19 protein-coding genes are annotated in these 16587 nt (G+C 63.2%); 9 read left to right on the forward strand and 10 right to left on the reverse strand.

Features of this window, described 5'->3' with window-relative positions; genetic code table 11:
* Positions 1–450 precede the first annotated feature (450 nt).
* From CT676_RS45295 to CT676_RS20655, 3 genes are all read right to left on the reverse strand, one after another.
* Positions 451–1704 carry a transglycosylase SLT domain-containing protein gene (locus tag CT676_RS45295; protein WP_244623217.1) on the reverse strand — a complete coding sequence of 418 codons (1254 nt, stop codon included), beginning with the start codon at positions 1702–1704 and terminating at the stop codon, positions 451–453.
* A gap of 446 nt (positions 1705–2150) precedes the next feature.
* Positions 2151–3893, reverse strand: coding sequence for an adenylate/guanylate cyclase domain-containing protein (locus CT676_RS20650; protein WP_135215226.1), 1743 nt, complete (start codon positions 3891–3893; stop codon positions 2151–2153).
* Between the two features lie 443 nt (positions 3894–4336).
* Positions 4337–4834, reverse strand: coding sequence for a peptide deformylase (locus tag CT676_RS20655; RefSeq protein ID WP_135215227.1), 498 nt, complete (start codon positions 4832–4834; stop codon positions 4337–4339).
* Between the two features lie 78 nt (positions 4835–4912).
* Here CT676_RS20655 and CT676_RS20660 point away from each other — a divergent pair, with 78 nt between their 5' ends.
* Complete coding sequence (locus CT676_RS20660; RefSeq protein WP_063983759.1) at positions 4913–5497, forward strand: TetR/AcrR family transcriptional regulator; 585 nt, start codon at positions 4913–4915, stop codon at positions 5495–5497.
* A gap of 105 nt (positions 5498–5602) precedes the next feature.
* Positions 5603–6181, forward strand: coding sequence for a DUF308 domain-containing protein (locus CT676_RS20665; protein ID WP_135215228.1), 579 nt, complete (start codon positions 5603–5605; stop codon positions 6179–6181).
* 17 nt (positions 6182–6198) lie between these two features.
* Here CT676_RS20665 and CT676_RS20670 read toward each other — a convergent pair whose 3' ends face one another.
* Complete coding sequence (locus CT676_RS20670) at positions 6199–6660, reverse strand: cupin domain-containing protein (protein WP_135215318.1); 462 nt, start codon at positions 6658–6660, stop codon at positions 6199–6201.
* 322 nt (positions 6661–6982) lie between these two features.
* On the opposite strand from CT676_RS20670, the gene CT676_RS20675 reads away from it, so the two are divergent.
* A complete protein-coding gene (locus tag CT676_RS20675) occupies positions 6983–8203 on the forward strand; it encodes an MFS transporter (RefSeq protein ID WP_135215229.1) in 1221 nt (406 codons plus the stop codon).
* A gap of 6 nt (positions 8204–8209) precedes the next feature.
* Here CT676_RS20675 and CT676_RS20680 read toward each other — a convergent pair whose 3' ends face one another.
* The 3 genes from CT676_RS20680 to CT676_RS20690 are packed head-to-tail and all read right to left on the reverse strand — an operon-like array spanning position 8210 to position 9987.
* The gene (locus CT676_RS20680; RefSeq protein ID WP_135215230.1) at positions 8210–9088 is read right to left on the reverse strand and encodes a bifunctional helix-turn-helix transcriptional regulator/GNAT family N-acetyltransferase; all 879 of its coding nucleotides are present in this window, start codon (positions 9086–9088) and stop codon (positions 8210–8212) included.
* A gap of 52 nt (positions 9089–9140) precedes the next feature.
* A complete protein-coding gene (locus tag CT676_RS20685; protein WP_135215231.1) occupies positions 9141–9554 on the reverse strand; it encodes a cupin domain-containing protein in 414 nt (137 codons plus the stop codon).
* Between the two features lie 31 nt (positions 9555–9585).
* The gene (locus tag CT676_RS20690; RefSeq protein WP_135215232.1) at positions 9586–9987 is read right to left on the reverse strand and encodes an Ohr family peroxiredoxin; all 402 of its coding nucleotides are present in this window, start codon (positions 9985–9987) and stop codon (positions 9586–9588) included.
* 148 nt (positions 9988–10135) lie between these two features.
* On the opposite strand from CT676_RS20690, the gene CT676_RS20695 reads away from it, so the two are divergent.
* The gene (locus CT676_RS20695; protein ID WP_135215233.1) at positions 10136–10606 is read left to right on the forward strand and encodes a MarR family transcriptional regulator; all 471 of its coding nucleotides are present in this window, start codon (positions 10136–10138) and stop codon (positions 10604–10606) included.
* Between the two features lie 77 nt (positions 10607–10683).
* Here the strand turns inward: CT676_RS20695 and CT676_RS20700 are convergent, their stop codons facing one another.
* Both CT676_RS20700 and CT676_RS20705 read right to left on the reverse strand, forming a co-directional pair.
* Complete coding sequence (locus CT676_RS20700) at positions 10684–10839, reverse strand: hypothetical protein (protein WP_094184234.1); 156 nt, start codon at positions 10837–10839, stop codon at positions 10684–10686.
* Between the two features lie 100 nt (positions 10840–10939).
* Complete coding sequence (locus CT676_RS20705) at positions 10940–11293, reverse strand: MmcQ/YjbR family DNA-binding protein (protein ID WP_135215234.1); 354 nt, start codon at positions 11291–11293, stop codon at positions 10940–10942.
* A 69-nt stretch (positions 11294–11362) separates the two neighbouring features.
* Between CT676_RS20705 and CT676_RS20710 the strand changes: the two genes are divergently transcribed.
* The 3 genes from CT676_RS20710 (at position 11363) to CT676_RS20720 (ending at position 13333) form a co-directional block, all read left to right on the forward strand.
* A complete protein-coding gene (locus CT676_RS20710) occupies positions 11363–11914 on the forward strand; it encodes a carboxymuconolactone decarboxylase family protein (RefSeq protein WP_135215235.1) in 552 nt (183 codons plus the stop codon).
* 128 nt (positions 11915–12042) lie between these two features.
* Complete coding sequence (locus CT676_RS20715; protein ID WP_063983749.1) at positions 12043–12669, forward strand: PadR family transcriptional regulator; 627 nt, start codon at positions 12043–12045, stop codon at positions 12667–12669.
* Positions 12670–12688: 19 nt separating this feature from the next.
* Complete coding sequence (locus CT676_RS20720) at positions 12689–13333, forward strand: class I SAM-dependent methyltransferase (RefSeq protein WP_135215236.1); 645 nt, start codon at positions 12689–12691, stop codon at positions 13331–13333.
* Here the strand turns inward: CT676_RS20720 and CT676_RS20725 are convergent.
* Complete coding sequence (locus CT676_RS20725) at positions 13314–13547, reverse strand: 4-oxalocrotonate tautomerase family protein (RefSeq protein WP_085402808.1); 234 nt, start codon at positions 13545–13547, stop codon at positions 13314–13316. The two genes, CT676_RS20720 and CT676_RS20725, sit on opposite strands and share 20 nt — an antisense overlap.
* Before the next feature lie 117 nt (positions 13548–13664).
* Between CT676_RS20725 and CT676_RS20730 the strand changes: the two genes are divergently transcribed.
* Positions 13665–14558, forward strand: a complete 894-nt coding sequence (locus tag CT676_RS20730) for a LysR family transcriptional regulator (RefSeq protein WP_135215237.1) — start codon at positions 13665–13667, stop codon at positions 14556–14558.
* A gap of 250 nt (positions 14559–14808) precedes the next feature.
* Positions 14809–16473: an acetolactate synthase large subunit gene (locus CT676_RS20735; RefSeq protein ID WP_135215238.1), complete on the forward strand. Its 1665-nt coding sequence runs from the start codon at positions 14809–14811 to the stop codon at positions 16471–16473.
* Positions 16474–16587: the final 114 nt, after the last annotated feature.

Consider the following 16587-nt stretch of genomic DNA (forward strand, 5'->3'; position numbering starts at 1 on the left):
AATGAGAACGCACGCGCGCTGATATCCATGATGGCCCGGAGCAAATGCTCCAATCAAAGGCCGGATACATTGATGCAAGACCACTCACCACCTGATCGACGAACCTCTTGCTACGCACGGCCGGACCATACATTTGGGTCAAAATGCGAAGAACTCAGAGTGAGCAAATCCAGTCCGCTTCACCCCACTAAGCGGACCTCAACGAGGAGTGTCGTCACTTCGCTGATGGGTTATCAGCCGACGTGATTGCCTGTGAATAATCTAGGAGTCCGGGCCGCGGAGCGGCACTGGTCGAGGTATTGGGTCAATCCGGCCGTGGGAGCCGAACAGCCACCCAGTCTCTGAGCGGAACGCAAACTTACCTGGCGCCGGAAACTAGATTGCCGACACAGCTTCTCGACGAAACGAATGTCGACCCAGAGGTGTGCGTGTGCGCAGTCGCAAGCTGTTCTATCTCGAGCGTTCGGCCGCCGCCGTTAGCACAGGATAGCGGGCATAGAGCGTGTCGACGCGGTCCCGCCACATCGCCACGAACGCACCCGAGGTGAGATCATCGACCGACTTCCATTCGCGTTTGACCGCAGGCAGCGTATTGCCCCAGATAGCGCGCTTGCACCATCGCTCGCCCTTTGCCGAGCCCTCCCGGGTTGCGCACATCGACTTCCAGGCAATCCGCTGCGGACGGCTGATGTGTTGGGCGGCTCCTTCCCAGCCCTGCTGGTGGATCAGGTAGAGGTCGGAAAGGGTCGGCTTTTTCTGCGTCAATATTTCGAATAGCGCAGCCTCGCTGAGAAACTTGTAGGCGGCACCTACAGCGTTGTCGCGAGGATTGAGGATGTCGCCCGATCCGTATTTGCTGAACTCAAACTTGCTCAGCTGGAACAGGCCGATATAGGAGCCGGTGCGTTGCTTGGGATTGAAATCGGATTCGATTTTGGCGACCGCCTTCATGAAGTTGACATCGACACCGAACGCTTCGGCTGCACGTTCGATCTCCTGGACGGGCGTTCCGAGCGGAACGTCGCTCAACGCCGACAAGGCGATCTTTGCGGGTTTTTCCGGCGGCGGAATTTCCGAGTAGACGTAGTATTTGAGATACGACGGTTTGCCTTCGCCCGGATTGGGCGAAGCAACGGGCGGACGGTCCTGCTGTAGCGTTGCCGAGTTCTCGGGCGACGCTGCCTCAAGGCTGGCGACCTGCACCATTGGCTCTTGCGAAGTGGTTACATCGGACGGCGGCACCGAGTCCGGCGCCGCGGCGCTGAATCCCGCCGCAACGATCGCATTAGCCGATAATCCTGTATCGAATTTCGTCTCGATGGCCGGGGCCGGAAACGCGGCGCCAGCATTTGACAGAACCGTCGTCACATTCAGCGGGATGCCGCTGAATGCATCAGCCACTCTTGCATTCGGCGTTGCGATGCTTGGGCGCGGTACCGCGATCTGACCAATCGCGACAAGCGAAGTCGCTGTCAGCGCGCCGGCAATACAGCTTGTTTGCCAAATCTTCAATGTCGCCAGCCGCGCGGCCGCGGTCCCCCATTCACGTCCCCGACTTGGCACGCAGATTAAGGAGGTGAGGGGATGACAATGGGGCGCACCTGTGGCGCAGGTGCGGCCGGTCTCGGTCGCGTCGCCAAGATTGCCTAAATTGAAAGTTGCGGTCGTGATGCGCCTCCCGCCGAGGAACAGGACGGGCGCCATATCGCGCAACCATCGCTAAGCAAGGCATCTTCGTGCGTTAGCGCATCGAGACCGGCGCCCGCGCGCACACCGCTCCCAAGCATCTCGAGGCCGCGACGTCGCAAGACCCGAGGACGGTTCGCTGGGATGGACAATCGCAATCCGCTTTATGACCGCCAGCGTCGGTCTCAGCGGAGCTGGTCTAGCCAAGCTCAGGTCTGCCGTGACCGTTGTCTCCGCTCGGGCCGGAGCGTTGCAGCTCACCACAGCGCCTGCCGCATTCTTGCGCAACAGTAAACTAGTGCGCCAATGTCTCAGTTGGGTCAATCGCGTCGGTTGGCCCGTAGCTCGACGACTTCCGGTCTACTACCCGCTCCGGACATGTCGCAAACTGAAGCGATGGGCCATGACCGGACTCATGCGTCGCAGCAGAGTGCCGCTATTCAATCGCCTCATGGGATGGAGAGCTAATCGGGCAACCCCGCTTTCCGAAGACCCTCAATAAACAGCTTTGCGTTTGATAGTCCGGCCCGGGCGATAAGCGCCGATACTGTAAAGGCGGGATCGATCTCAAGCACACGCGCCGCCGCGTCGTGCGCCTCAGCGTCACGTCCGAGATGGGCGAAGGCGGACGCGAGCCATTGGTAAGTTGCCAAATAAAGGTTCTGACGAAGGGCCTTCTTCAATACGACGATGGCTTCGTCAAAGCGGCGAAGCTCGATAAGGGCCTGCCCAATGCCAGTAAGCGTCATGTATAGTAGCGGGTCTACTGGGCTCATGCGAACGGCACGTTCAAAGCTCCAGATCGCTTCCTCCGGCAGCCCCGCAATTCTATAGACATGGCCTCTGCAGCTCCATGTGAGCCATGAATTTGGGTTGAGCCCGACCGCCCGGTCAGCCATTTCGATCTCGGCTTCACGATCGCCGACCATGAACGCCGAGATTACGGCAGCCCTTGCTAACGTGTCCGGATCGCCATCGTCGATGCTCAATGCCAAACGAGCAAGCCGAACCGCTTCCTTGCGGTCGAACTGAGGATCGTTGGCATAGCCCAAAAGGACGTTGAGCATGTGGCAGACACCTGCCAGAGCCGCGACAGCGCCGAACCGAGGGGCGAGCTCCAAGGCGCGGTGGAACAGTCGGATTGCCTCGGCCAACCCTTCGCGGGTCCTTAGGTAGAACTGCGGCATGGCACGGAGATAAAAATCATACGAGGTGAGGTTCTCTGGCCGCCGCCGCGTCGCCAATTCAATTTCTGTTTGAAGCATCTTTGGCTCAATGGCCGACACAACGGCGAGCGTTACTTCGTCCTGAAGAGCAAAAACGTCGGTCAGGTCACGCTCAAACCTGTCCACCCAGATGTGCGCGCCTGTAACCGCATCGATCAACTGCCCTGTGATGCGAACTTTCCCCGACGCCTTCCGCACAGACCCCTCGAGGACATAGCGCACGCCGAGCCTTCGCCCGACTTCCTTGATATCGACCGCTCGCCCCTTGAAGGTGAAGCTCGAATTGCGCGCGATCACGAACAGCGACTTGAAGCGCGACAGCGCGGTGATGATCTCCTCGACCATTCCGTCCGCAAAGTATTCCTGTTCGGGATCGCCGCTCATGTTCTCGAACGGCAGTACGGCGATGGAAGGCTTGTCCGGGTGTGGCGGGGCCGCACTCAGCCCCTCTGTCAGCGCCCCTGGCGCTCCGGCGCGGACAGCGTAGGCGCGGACCGGCTTGGAGATGTTCTTGAGCTGCTGCTCGCCACGATCCTCGAAGCCAGCGTCTAGCTTGCCCTCGACTTCGTTGTAGACCTTGTCGGAAATCAGGATACCGCCCGGATCGGCGATCCCCTCCAGCCGAACAGCAATGTTGATCCCGTCGCCGTAGAGGTCGTCGTCCTGTCCAACGATCACGTCACCAAGGTTGAGCCCGATGCGTAGCTTGAATGGACCGCTACCCTCGGCGAGATGATCCTGTATCTCAACCGCGCATCTCATGGCGGCCAGGGGACTGGCGAACTCGGCGAGTGCGCCATCACCCGTTGTCTTGATTAGACGGCCTTCGTGGCGGGAGAGGCTCGGCTCGATCAGTTCTCGCTTGAGCCGCTCGAACTCGGCATAGGTAGCTTCCTCAGCGCGTTGCATCAACGCAGAGTAACCGACCACGTCGGCAGCCAAAATCGCCGCTAATCGCCTTTGAACCCGCTGCTCCGTCACAGCGCTCTCCGAACGGCCAGCCAAAAATTCGTCGCTGGGGCCAGGAGGAGCCTAGCACTTTGTTGCGAACCTGTGAGCGGTAATCGCGGGAGGGCCCTGTTGCCCCGAGGCGGCATTTGCTGTTGCACGGCGGCAGTAAGCGTGCGGCAACTCGGAAGGTCCGAGTTGGGTCACGACCGGTAAGGCTTGGATCGAGCACGTGAGTTCTGCTTCGCATCCGAAAGCGGACATCTCGCCTCAATGAGTACACGCCCTCTGGAAGTACAACGCCAATCGGCTTGAATTTCGTGCAAACCTGGAGCTGCAGTGGCGGGAGTTCTCTCTGAAATCTCGCTCTGTATGCCGAGACCCAGTGCCGACCTCTACCGAAATCCATGAGCATCGCCGAATTGCGACACGCGGCCACAACCCCGGCTGTCGGGGAGCCTGCACTGGCGATGCGCTCAATCCCGCGACATCTTCTCATACTTCTTCACCAGCCGTTCCCGCTTCAGCCGCGACAGCCGCTGAATCCAGAACATGCCGTCGAGCTGGTCGATCTCGTGCTGGTGACAGACGGCGCGCAAGTCGTCCGACTCCTCGCTGTGCGTGTTGCCGTCAACATCCTGATAGCTGATCCGCACCCGTGCGTGGCGCTGGACCTCGTCGTTGACGCCGGGCATCGAGACGCTGCCTTCCTTGTGCAGGATCATCTCGGGCGAAGCCCACTCGATCTCCGGATTGACGTAGGTTTGCGGGCCCGCCTTGGCGTCGAGCTCGAGCACGACGACGCGCAAGGGCACGCCGATATGCGGCGCCGTGATGCCGATGCCGGGCGCGGCGCGCATGGTGTCGAGCAGGTCGGCTGCAAGCTCGCGCAACGCGCCGTCGAATGCGGTGACGGGATGGGCCGGCGTCGCGAGCCGGCGATCGGGATAGCGGAGGAGGGGACGAATGGTCATGCAGGCTCCCTACCACTCACGGATGGTTGAAGCATCCCGTTCTTGACTACCTACCAACTGGAAGGTAGTTAATCCGCCATGACCAACGTTTCCTCGACGGCCGACGACATCCTGGCCTGCGCGCGCACCCTGATCATCGCGGGCGGCTATAACGGCTTCAGCTATGCCGACGTGGCCGAAATCGTCGGTATCCGCAAGCCGAGCATCCACCACCATTTCGCCAGCAAGGTCGATCTGGTCCGAACCCTCGTGTCGCGCTATCGCGCGGAAGCCGAGGCGGGACTGTCCGCGCTCGAACGCAATGTCGCGGACCCCCGCGACCAGCTCAAAAGCTATGTCCGGTATTGGGAGGCGTGCATCAATGATGCGACGGCGCCTTTCTGCGTGTGTGCGCTGCTTGCCTGCGAGCTACCGATCCTGCCGGAGCAGGTGGCGCTTGAGGTCCGCGCGCATTTCCGTTCGCTGGCGTCGTGGCTGACCTCGGTGATGGAGCGCGGCAAGCGGAAGGGGCAGCTGCATCTCTCCAGCGCAGCGAAGATCGAGGCTGAAGGCTTCATGGCGACCGTTCACGGCGCGATGCTGTCGGCGCGTGCCTATGGCGATCCAAAGATGTTCGGTGTGATCACCGGGCCGCTGCTGGATCGGTTGTCCGCCAGGCACTGAAACATATCGACGAGACGACAACGACACGCCCGCAGGTGATCTTGCGGGCGAGGGTGACTTGTTGTGCGGGAAAGCTACCAACTAGTAGGTAAAGGAGAGAGTGCAGTGACGCATCATCAATTGGATCTCGTTCGGGCCGACCGCGAGCAATGGCTGAAATTCTACTACTTCATCCGGGCGGCGTTCTCCGTCGCGTGGGTCGTTGCCGCCTTTGCCGTCGGGTCGCCATCTGCGGCGATCGCAGGAGCCTTGCTCGTGCTCTATCCGGCATGGGATGCGGCGGCGAACTTGGTCGACGCGTTGCGCAGTGGCGGGCTCACTCAAAATCGCACGCAGGCGCTGAACGTTCTGGTCAGCCTGGTGACCACTGTCGCGGTCCTCGTCGCCTTGCAGATGAGCATGAACGGGGTGCTCGGCGTCTTCGGGGCCTGGGCGATCCTGTCCGGATTGCTCCAGCTGGGGACCGCGATTCGCCGCTGGAGAAGTTTTGGCGCGCAGTGGGCCATGGTGCTCAGCGGCGGCCAGTCGGCTCTGGCCGGTGGCTTCTTCATCTTTCAGGCCACGACGCCGATGTCTCCAACGATCGCGAATGTCGCGGGCTACGCTGCGGTCGGCGCGATCTACTTCCTGGTCTCGGCGGTATGGCTGACCGTGACCGAGTGGCGGCGTGGCGCAGCCATGTGAGGCGTCGCCGTTGCCGTTCATTCGCGCGGATAAGGCGTGCCATCCTTGTGCAGGAACCGGCCGCTGGAAGCCGGGCTCATCATGTCGACGTCGGAGCAGGTGATGAGGTCATCGGGCGAGCGCGAGCCGACTTCGAGGTAGACGGCCGTTGCATCGGACCGGTTGATCATGTGATGGCCGTTGCCGCTTCCCTTCGGGAAGGCGGCGCAGTCGCCGGCGCTCAGCACGGTTTCGCCCTCGTCCTCGACAAGCGTCAGCTCGCCTTCGAGCACATAGACGAACTCGTCCTCATGCGAATGCCAGTGTCGCTGGCTCGACCAGCTGCCCGGTGGCAGACGCATCAGGTTGACGCCGAAATCCTTAAGCTTTCCGGCATTGCCCAGCCGTTGGCGGATGCGCTCGGCGCAGGGCGCGTCGAGCGGCGCGGGATAACCGGAGCCTTTCCGGCCCGGCACGGTGGCTATATCAATTTTCGGCATGCAAGCATTCCCTCCGAAATCGGAGCATTGACAGCGCACCGGATCGGTGGCGTGCGCCAGATCGGCAGCGTCCGAGCATGATGAGATCGCGTTGGCGGGATGATGACATTGTGCCGGTGTTTTGCCCGACGTGTCAAACGCGGCCCTGACGTTGCGGGTCGTTGGTAAGTCCTTGATCCGGCGGCGGCCGGCTACTGTGCATGGGGTTGTTTTCGGGATCTTTGTTTGGCGGCGCCAAAAAAATCTGGTGTCCTCGATGCCGTTGTCGGCAGGCGCAGTTCCCATTCGTCTTCCACCCAGACAGACCTGACGGGAGACCCAAATGAACGCTTCTTCCTATCGCTGGGTGATCGTCGCCGCCGGCGGCTTGCTCGGCTGCGTCGCGATCGGCGGCATGTTTTCGCTGCCGGTGTTCCTCCAGCCGATCGCCAAGGACACCGGCTGGTCGGTGACCGGCATTTCCAGCGCGATGACGATCGGCTTCCTGGCGATGGCCTTCACCAGCATGGCCTGGGGCACGGCGACCGACAGATACGGGCCGCTGCCGGTGGTGCTGACAGGATCGATAGTGCTGTCGCTCAGCCTGTTCGCCGCAAGCCATGCGACCTCGCTGCTGGCGTTCCAGGTCATGTTCGGCCTTCTGGTCGGTGCCTCCTGCGCGGCGATCTTCGCGCCGATGATGGCGACCGTCACCGGCTGGTTCGACACCCATCGCAGCCTGGCTGTGTCGCTGGTGTCGGCCGGCATGGGCATGGCGCCGATGACGATGGCGCCGCTCGCGGCCTGGCTCGTCTCCGGCCACGACTGGCGCACCTCGATGCAGATCGTGGCGCTGGTGGTCGGCGCCATCATGATCCCGGTCTCGTTCCTGGTGCGACGCCCGCCCGCGCTCGCGCATCTCGTGGCCGCGCCTGCGGGCGAGAGCGCGCCGCAAGGGGAGATGTCGCTGGGCGAGGCGCTGCGCTCGCCGCAATTCATGATCCTGCTCGCCACCAACTTCTTCTGCTGCGCCACCCATTCGGGCCCGATCATTCACACCGTCAGCTATGCCGTGAGCTGCGGCATCCCGCTGATCGCGGCTGTGACGATCTACAGCATCGAGGGCTTTGCCGGCATGGGCGGCCGTATCGCCTTCGGGCTGCTCGGCGATCGTTTCGGCGCCAAGAGGGTGCTGGTGACGGGGTTGCTGTTGCAGGCGTTCGGCGCGCTCGCCTATGTCTTCGCGCAGCAGCTCGCGACGTTCTACGCGGTCGGTGCCGTCTTCGGCTTCATCTATGCCGGCACCATGCCGCTCTACGCCGTGCTGGTGCGCGAAAACTTTCCGCTGCGCATGATGGGCACGGTGATCGGCGGCACGGCGATGGCCGGCAGCCTCGGCATGGCGACCGGCCCGCTCGCCGGCGGCCTGATCTACGACGCGTTCTCAAGCTACGCCTGGCTCTATATCGCCTCCTGGGCGATGGGCCTCGGCGCCTTCCTGATGGCGATGAATTTCAGGCCATTCGCGAAGCCGCAAGGCGAGGCCGCGGCGGCGGCGGCGTGACGAGGTCTATGACTGGATGTGCTTTTCGAAAAAGAGATCCGGGTAGGGATCATCGTTGAAGCGGGGGATCTCGCGCCAGCCCGTGGTGCGGTAGAGCTGGCCGGCCTCGGCGAGCGCGCTGTTGGTGTCGAGCCGCAGCAGCGTGATGCCGAGGTCGCGTGCGGCATTCTCGGCCGCGTCCATCAGGCGCCGGCCGAGCCGCAATCCGCGCGCTGCAGGGGCAACCCAGAGACGCTTGATCTCGGCATAGCCGTGATCCGTTCCCTTCAATCCGACACAGCCGATCGGCAGCGTGTCGGACATCGCGACGATGAAGGTGCCGCGCGGCCGGCGCATGTCCTTGGCGTCTGGATCGCGCGACAGCGAGACGTCAAAACCCTGCTTGAAGCGGCGGCCGAGCTCGGAATAGTACTCGCGCAGGCAATAACGTGCTTCTTCACTCCGCGGATCCATCTCGTCCAACGCGACGCGCTCGCGCGTCAATGCGGAGGCGATCAGGTCCATCGCCGCCAGCAGTGCCTCGCGCTGCGAATGTTGCACCAGGAAGCCTTCGGCCTGCGTATTGGACAGCGCCTCGTAGGCTGCGAACTCGCGCCGTCCCGCACGCGTCAACGTCGCGACACGGCGGCGCGCATCGTCCTCATGCGTCGTGGTCTCGACCAGCCCTTCGTCCTCGAGGCTGCGGAGCAGCCGGCTCATCAATCCGGAATCGAGCCCGAGATAATCGCGGATCTCCGCCACGTCCGAGCGCCCATGTCCGATCGCATTGAGCACCCGCGCCGCCCCGAGCGGCCGGCCGCGCCCGAGGAACGAAGTGTCGAGCGCGCCGACGGCGGAGGTTACGGCGCGATTGAAGCGGCGGACGCGGGAGACGGGATCGAGCATGATACCTGACTTTAGTCAGACATTGTGTGCGGGTCAATCGAGACGGCCGGTCTCACTTCACCAGCGTCAGCAGCGGCTTGTCCTTGGCGACGATATAGGTCGCAAGCTCGCTCGCGGTGTCCGTGCCGACGTTCTTCGCCGCATGAACCGCTCCGGCCGGAATGAACAGCACGTCGCCTGCCCTAAGCGTCACCGGGGGCTTGCCCTCGACGTCGTATTCGATGGCGCCTGTCAGCACATAGATAATCTCCTCGCCTGGATGAGTGTGCCGGCCGAACGCAACTCCGGGCGCGAGGTCGACGCGGACCTGGATCGCCTCGCGGCCGGGCGCGCTGAGATCATGGCGCTGGAGGTCGGTGCGCGTGACGCCGGCCGGCTGGGCTGCCGCCGGCAGGGTGAGAAGGTTGGTGGCGAGCACGGCAGCGCTCGCAAGCATGCGCAGGGTTCGTAATGGATAGGGGCTCATGGTCGGCTCCTGATGTTGGCTTGATGGCGGGTCAGACGAGGGTGGTGGTCACCTCGATGTTGCCGTGAACGGCCTTGGAGTAGGGGCAGATGCCGTGCGCCGCCTCGATCAACTCCTGGGCGACCGTGCGATCGACGCCGGGAACGCTGACGTCGAGACGGGCCCGCAGGAAGAAGGCGCCGTTCGCATTGTTCAGGTCGATCGTGGTGTCGACCGACGGCTCACTCGGCAGCTTGACCTTGCGCTGGGCGGCGGCGAGGCCGAGCGCGCCGAGGTAGCAGGCCGACCAGGCGGCGGCGAACAGGTTCTCGGCGGCCGGGTGCGGCTGGGCCAGCTTGATATCGAGAGACCCGTCGTCCGCGTGCGCGGCGCCGCCGGGGCCGGAGGTGACGTGGGTCTTGCCGGTGAAGAGAAGCTTTGCAGCGGTGGTCATGGCGGATCCTTTCGGGCTCGACTTAAATCGTATCCGATCTAATCGGATGCGTTCTGAAATAAACCCGTCGCTCTGTCCGGTCAAGCTCTTCCGATTTAATCGGATGCGATTTATATTGACGCGGAGATCACGAATTGCGGAGGTTCACGTGTCCCGTCCCGCCAAAGCCGCCGGCAAAGGCCGAAAACTGTCGAATTTCCTGTGCTTTGCCGTTTATTCGGCCAATCTGGCCTTCGGCCGCGCCTACAAGCCCCTGCTGGACAAGGTCGGGCTGACCTACACCCAGTACATCGCCATGGTGGCGCTGTTGGACGAGGATGAGCAGACCGTCAGCGCGCTCGGCGAAAAGCTGTTCCTGGAATCCAACACGCTGACGCCGATCCTGAAGAAGCTCGAGCAGATCGGTTACATCAAGCGCCACCGCGATCCCGCGGACGAGCGGCAGGTGCGGGTAAGCCTGACGCCGGGCGGCCGAAAACTGATCGAACAGGATCTCGGCGAGTCCGTGATCGAGGCGACCGGCCTCGGCGACGATTTTCCGGTGGTGCAGAAGACGGTGAGCCGGCTGCGCGACAACCTGCTGCGCGCGACCCAGGCGGCCGGAGAGAAGAAACGCTGAGCGGGCAGCGCCTTCCCGCTGGGAAAGTCGGAGGCGGCGTCCGCCTCCGATACAAGTACGAGGAAAAGCGCGCGGCTCTAGTTGCAGACCGTGCGCGGAATCATCCAGGTCGCAAAAGTCTGCCAGAACCCGTCTTCGCGACGGCGCTGGTAAGCGACGAAGTCGGCGTCATCATCATCATGCACGAGTTCATAGCGATAAGTGTTGGCTGCAGTGGTGTTGGGCTTGCTCATGGAGCACTCCATCTCGAATGGGCTTTGCTTCGAGCTAGGTGCGGTGCAGCAAAAGTCCAATGGGAGTACGTTGATCAGCGCATCACGTTGTGGAGAGTGCTTAGTCCAGCCCGAGCGCCTTGCGCGATTTGCGCGTGAGCTTTGCGACGATCAGGGCATGGGCCTGCGCCAGATAGGCGGTGAGTTCCGCATCGGGAAGTGCATTGTTGCCGGCGAGCTGCACCCATTTGGCGCGCGCCAGATAGGGCGCCGGTCGTGCCACGCCATGCTCGATCAGCATCGCATAGGCCATGTCCGAGACCTTGAACATGTAGCCGCCGGAGCCCGCGGCAAAGCCGCCGCCGAGCGCGAACATCTTGCCGCCGACCTTGAACACGGAGGTGCCTTCCCACTGCACCACCTTGGTGGCCGCGGGCAGGCGCAGGCAGCGGGCTTCGAATGTCTTGGGTGTCATGCGCTCGCACTTGAGACGAAAGGCCCGCCGTTATGGCAACATGCGTCTTCCAACCAGGGATGAATTGCCATGTCGCGCGTTTCGATCAAGACCAGGGACGATCTGCCGGAGACGCTGAGGCCGTTGTGGGACAAGATGACGACCTACGGCGCGTTCGAGAACCAGGCCGGTGTCATGGCCCACCGCCTGCCGATCTTCAAGCATATGTGGTCGCTGCTGGTCGATCTTGCTGAAGAAGCCAATGTCTCGAAGCGCCATCTGGAGCTCGCGCTGGTCACGGTCTCGCTGCTCAACAAATGCGACTATTGCGTCTCGCATCATGCGCCGAAGTTGGCGGTGCAGGGCGTGTCGGAGGAGGGCGCCGCGCGCCTCGTCGATTACAAGGACCACCCCGAGCTCGATGAGCTCGACAAGCTCGTCGTCGAATATTCCATCGCCGTCACCAACAATTGGAACAAGACCCGCGACGAGATATTCGCCCGCCTGCGCGCGCATTTCTCGGAAGCCCAGATCGTCGAGCTGACCTGGCGCATCGCGCTCTGTGGTGCCTTCAACCGCTTCAACGACATCCTTCAGCTCGAGGTCGAGCAGGGCGTTCCCCACAGCGAAGCCGCGGAGTAATCGGCCCGCGGCGGTGCTGGTCCCCCGAGCCGGGACCGGCGCCAAGGCGCCCGATCACAGATTTGTGGGTTGTGGACTGTCTATCGCAAATTATATCGTAAGATATGTTTTACAAAAGGACGTACGATATGCACCACGGACGAGACCACAAAGACTTCCATTTTGGGCATTTCGCCCATTTCGTCATGGGCCGGCACGGCGGCGGACGGCGCTTCGGCCGCGGCGGGCATGGCTTCTTCGGGCGCGGCCCGGGGGGCGATTTCCCCGGCGCAAGGCGGCTGTCCTCGCAGGACCTCCAACTCGTGATCCTGGCGTTGCTCGCCGAAAAGCCGGCTCATGGATACGAGCTGATCAAGATTATCGAGGAGCGGTCCGACGGCTTCTACACGCCGAGCCCGGGCGTGATTTATCCGGCGCTGACTTATCTGGAAGAGGTCGGCCACAGCAGCGTCGAGCAGGATGGCGGTCGAAAGCTCTACAGCATCACGCCGCAGGGCGAGGCGCATCTCGCCGAGAACCGCGCCACTGCGGATGCAATCCTGCAAGCGTTGTCGCGGATCGGTCGCCGCATGGACGAGGTGCGCGAGGCCTTTGCTGGCGTCAGCGATCTCGATGCCGACGCCTCCGACGAATTGCACCGTGCCCGCCACAACCTCAAGCGCGCGCTGCGTTCCAGGCTTGGAAGCGACCCCGCCGAGGCGCGCCGCATCGCGGCGATCCTGGATCGTGCCGCCGCGGAAATCCTCGGCAAATAACTGAGAGGCGAAGCAACACATGAATGATCGGCCCCATAGCCCGATTCAAGACCCACGCGTCAACGCCGTCCTCGCGCGCCTCCAAGGCGCGCGGCAGCGGCCGGCCGGCGGCGGGCCGCGCGGCTCCTTCAACAGCCGTGATCCCCACGCCTATGCCGAGCAGGGCTTTTCGATTCAATCCGAGCAGGGCGAACTGATCTACCTGCTGTGCCGTGGCTTGCGTGCTACGCGCGTGGCCGAGTTCGCCACCTCGGTCGGCATGTCCACGCTCTATTTCGCGGCCGCTATCCGCGACAATGGCGGCGGCACCGTGATCGGCTCGGAGATTGTGCCGGCCAAGGTCGAGACCGCCAAACGCAATCTCGCCGAGGCCGGCCTTGCCGACTATGCCGAGATCCGCGAGGGCGATGCGCGAAAAACCTTGCGCGATCTCGGCGGTCCCGTCGACTTCGTTCTGATCGACGGCTGGCCGGGTGAGAGCGGTCCCTCGCTGGCGCGCGAGGTGATCGGGATCGTCGCGCCGCAGCTGCGCGTCGGCGGCTACGTCATGAACGACAATGCCGAGCCCGACTATCTCGATTTCATCCGCGATCCCAAAAACGGTTTCGTCTCGATGACGTTGCCGCTCAAGGGCGGCACCGAGCTCAGCCTGAAGCTGAGGTAGCGGCGTCGCTTGCGCGATAGGCGTCGGGAACCACGAACACCTCGTCGGCGCGGCCATAACCGCCATCAGGCACTTCCTCGATCAGCACCATGGTGTGCGTCCGCGCCGCTTCGCCGAAATAGTGCGCGAACAGCGCGGTGAGGTTGTGCACGATCTCCGCCTTCTGCGCCCGCGATAAGGCGGCCTGGGGGATCTTGATATTCGCGAAGGGCATGGTGGGTCTCTCCGTGTGATGGGGTGTGGTTGCTCCTGTTCGAGAATGCCCGATCGCCGCGACCGGATAATCGCGAAAAACTTGTCATCACTTGTCGGCTGTGGTGAACAATCGGCCATGGACCGATTTGACGCCATGCGCCTGTTCGTCCGCCTCGTCGAACGGCAGAGCTTTACGGCTGCGGCTGCCGACCTCGGCATTCCCCGCTCGACGGCGAGCGAGGTTTTGCGCGGGCTCGAGGCGCGGCTGGGCGCGCGCCTGCTCGAACGCACGACACGGCATGTCACGCCGACGCTCGACGGCGAGGACTATTACCGCCGCTGCGTCGCCATCCTCGCGGAGGTCGAGGAAGCCGAAACCACGATGCGCGATGCGCGACCGCGTGGCTTGCTGCGCATCGACGCACATCCTTTGCTGACCCGCACCTTCATCTTGCCGCACCTGCCGGAATTCCTGGCGCGCCATCCGCAGCTCGACTTGCAGATCGGGCAGGGCGACCGGCTGGTCGATCTCGTGCGCGAGGGCATCGATTGCGCGATCCGGTCGGGCGAGCCCGAGGACAGCGGGATGATTTTGCGGCGCCTCGGCACGGTCGAGGAAATCACGGTGGCGAGCCCGGCCTATCTCGCCAGCCACGGTATGCCCGCGACGCCTGATACGCTCGACGGCCATCAGATGGTCGCGTTCATCTCATCGCGCACCGGCGATGTTTTGCCGCTGGAGTTTTCCGTTGCCGGCACGCTGCGCAATGTCGTGCTGCCAAGCCGGGTTCGCGTCAACAATTCCGACACCATGGCAGATCTCGCGCGGCTCGGCTTCGGCCTGACGCAGGCGCCCCGCTATCGCTTCGCGGCGGATCTCGCCAGCGGTGCGCTGGTCGAGGTCCTGGCCGGCTATCCGCCGTCGCCGACGCCGCTCTCCGCGCTCTATCCACAAAACCGACAGCTTGCACTCCGCCTGCGCGTCTTCCTCGACTGGATATCAGGCATCTTTGCCGAGGCGAAGCTGTAGAGCTTCGTAGCCCGACAGGCAAAATGCCCGAACAGTCGGTCAATCCGCTCTACCGGAATTCGGAAACGGCGTCGTTGCGAGCGCGGCGGAGCAATCCAGAAATATCCGCGGAAAGATTCTGGATTGCTTCGCTGCGATCGTATTGACGATGTTGGGACAATCGCCCGCCTCTTTGTGAGTTGTGCCTGCGCCACGAGCCGCTACCATGTGATCGCTCCCGACCACGGGACGCACAGCGAGCGGAGGCGATATGAGCGGGCAGGAACGCAAGGCAAAAGGATCGGACCTGTTTGTCGCGGCGCTGGAGAACGAGGGCGTCGATCGCATCTTCGGTATCCCCGGAGAGGAAAATCTCGACCTCGTCGAATCACTGCGCACCTCCAAGATCGAGCTGGTCCTGACCCGTCACGAGCAGGCCGCGGCCTTCATGGCCGCCACGCACGGTCGGCTCACCGGCAAGCCGGGAGTGTGTCTCTCGACGCTCGGTCCGGGCGCGCTCAACTTGTCCACGGGCGCCGCCTATGCACATCTCGGCGCGATGCCGATGATTTTGATCACCGGCCAGAAGCCGATCATGAGCAGCCGGCAGGCGCGCTTCCAGATCGTGGACGTGGTTGCGACCATGAAGCCGCTGACGAAGCTCTCCCGGCAGATCATCAGCGCCTCCAGCATTCCGACCGTGGTGCGCGATGCCTTTCGCGTGGCGATGGAGGAACGGCCGGGGCCGGTGCATCTCGAGCTGCCCGAGGACATCGCGGGCGACGAAGTGCCGGCCGTCCCCGTGATCCCGGTCCATCCGATTGAAATTCCGGTCGCCCATCGCGCCGCGCTCGACCGCGCGGCCGAGATGATCTTGGCCGCAAAACGTCCCTTGGTGATGATGGGAGCTGCGACCAGCCGGCCGAGCTCGACCCACGGCATCGCCAGCTTCGTTCGGCGAACCGGCATTCCGTTTTTCACGACACAGATGGGGAAGGGCACGGTGCCCGGCGGCACCAATCTCTACATGGGCACGGCGGCGCTGTCCGAGCGCGACTACGTCCATGATGCGATCGATGCAGCCGATTTGATCGTGGCGATCGGCCATGATCCGATCGAGAAGCCGCCCTTCATCATGGGGCCGTCGGGACCGAAGGTCATTCACGTCAGCTACACGCCGGCGAGCGTCGAGCTGGTCTATTTCCCCGATGCCGAGGTCGTCGGCGACGTCGGCCCGAGCCTGGAGCTGCTCGCCGACCGGCTCGAAGGCAAGCTGCCGCAGGCGCCAGCACTCTTGCCGTTGCGCGAGGAGATCCTCAGGCACCTCGCCGACCGCGCGACCGAGGCGCGCTGGCCGCCGACACCGCAGCGCATCGTGCACGACATCCGGCAGGTGATCCCGGAGAACGGCATCGTCGCGCTCGACAACGGCATGTACAAGATCTGGTTCGCGCGCAACTACCGAACCCGCGTCGCCAACACGCTGCTGCTCGACAATGCGCTGGCGACGATGGGAGCCGGCCTGCCGTCGGCCATGATGGCTGCGATGCTCTATCCCGAGCGCCGCGTGCTCGCGGTTGCCGGCGACGGCGGCTTCATGATGAACAGCCAGGAGATGGAGACCGCCGTCCGCCTCAAGCTCAATTTGGTCGTGCTGGTGCTCGAGGACAACGCCTACGGCATGATCCGCTGGAAGCAGGCCGTCGATCACTTCGCCGATTACGGCATGACCTTTGGCAATCCCGATTTCGTCCTTTACGCGAAGGCCTACGGTGCCAAGGGACATCGCATCGAGAGCATCGACAGCTTCGGCCCGACGCTCGATGCGGCCTTCAAGGAGGGTGGCGTGCATCTGGTCGTGATCCCGATCGACTATTCGGAGAATGTGCGCGTGCTGGTAGATGAACTGCGGGCGCACGAGAAGTCGAAGGCGTGATGTGGTCGATGCTCTCGCCACATCGTCATTGCGAGCGCAGCGAAGCAATCCAGAATCTTTCCGCGGAGGCAGTCTGGATTGCTTCGTCGCTTTGCTCCTCGCAATGACGGAGTA

Origin of the sequence: Bradyrhizobium sp. MOS001 (genome assembly GCF_004634465.1) — a bacterium.
Lineage (GTDB): Bacteria > Pseudomonadota > Alphaproteobacteria > Rhizobiales > Xanthobacteraceae > Bradyrhizobium > Bradyrhizobium barranii.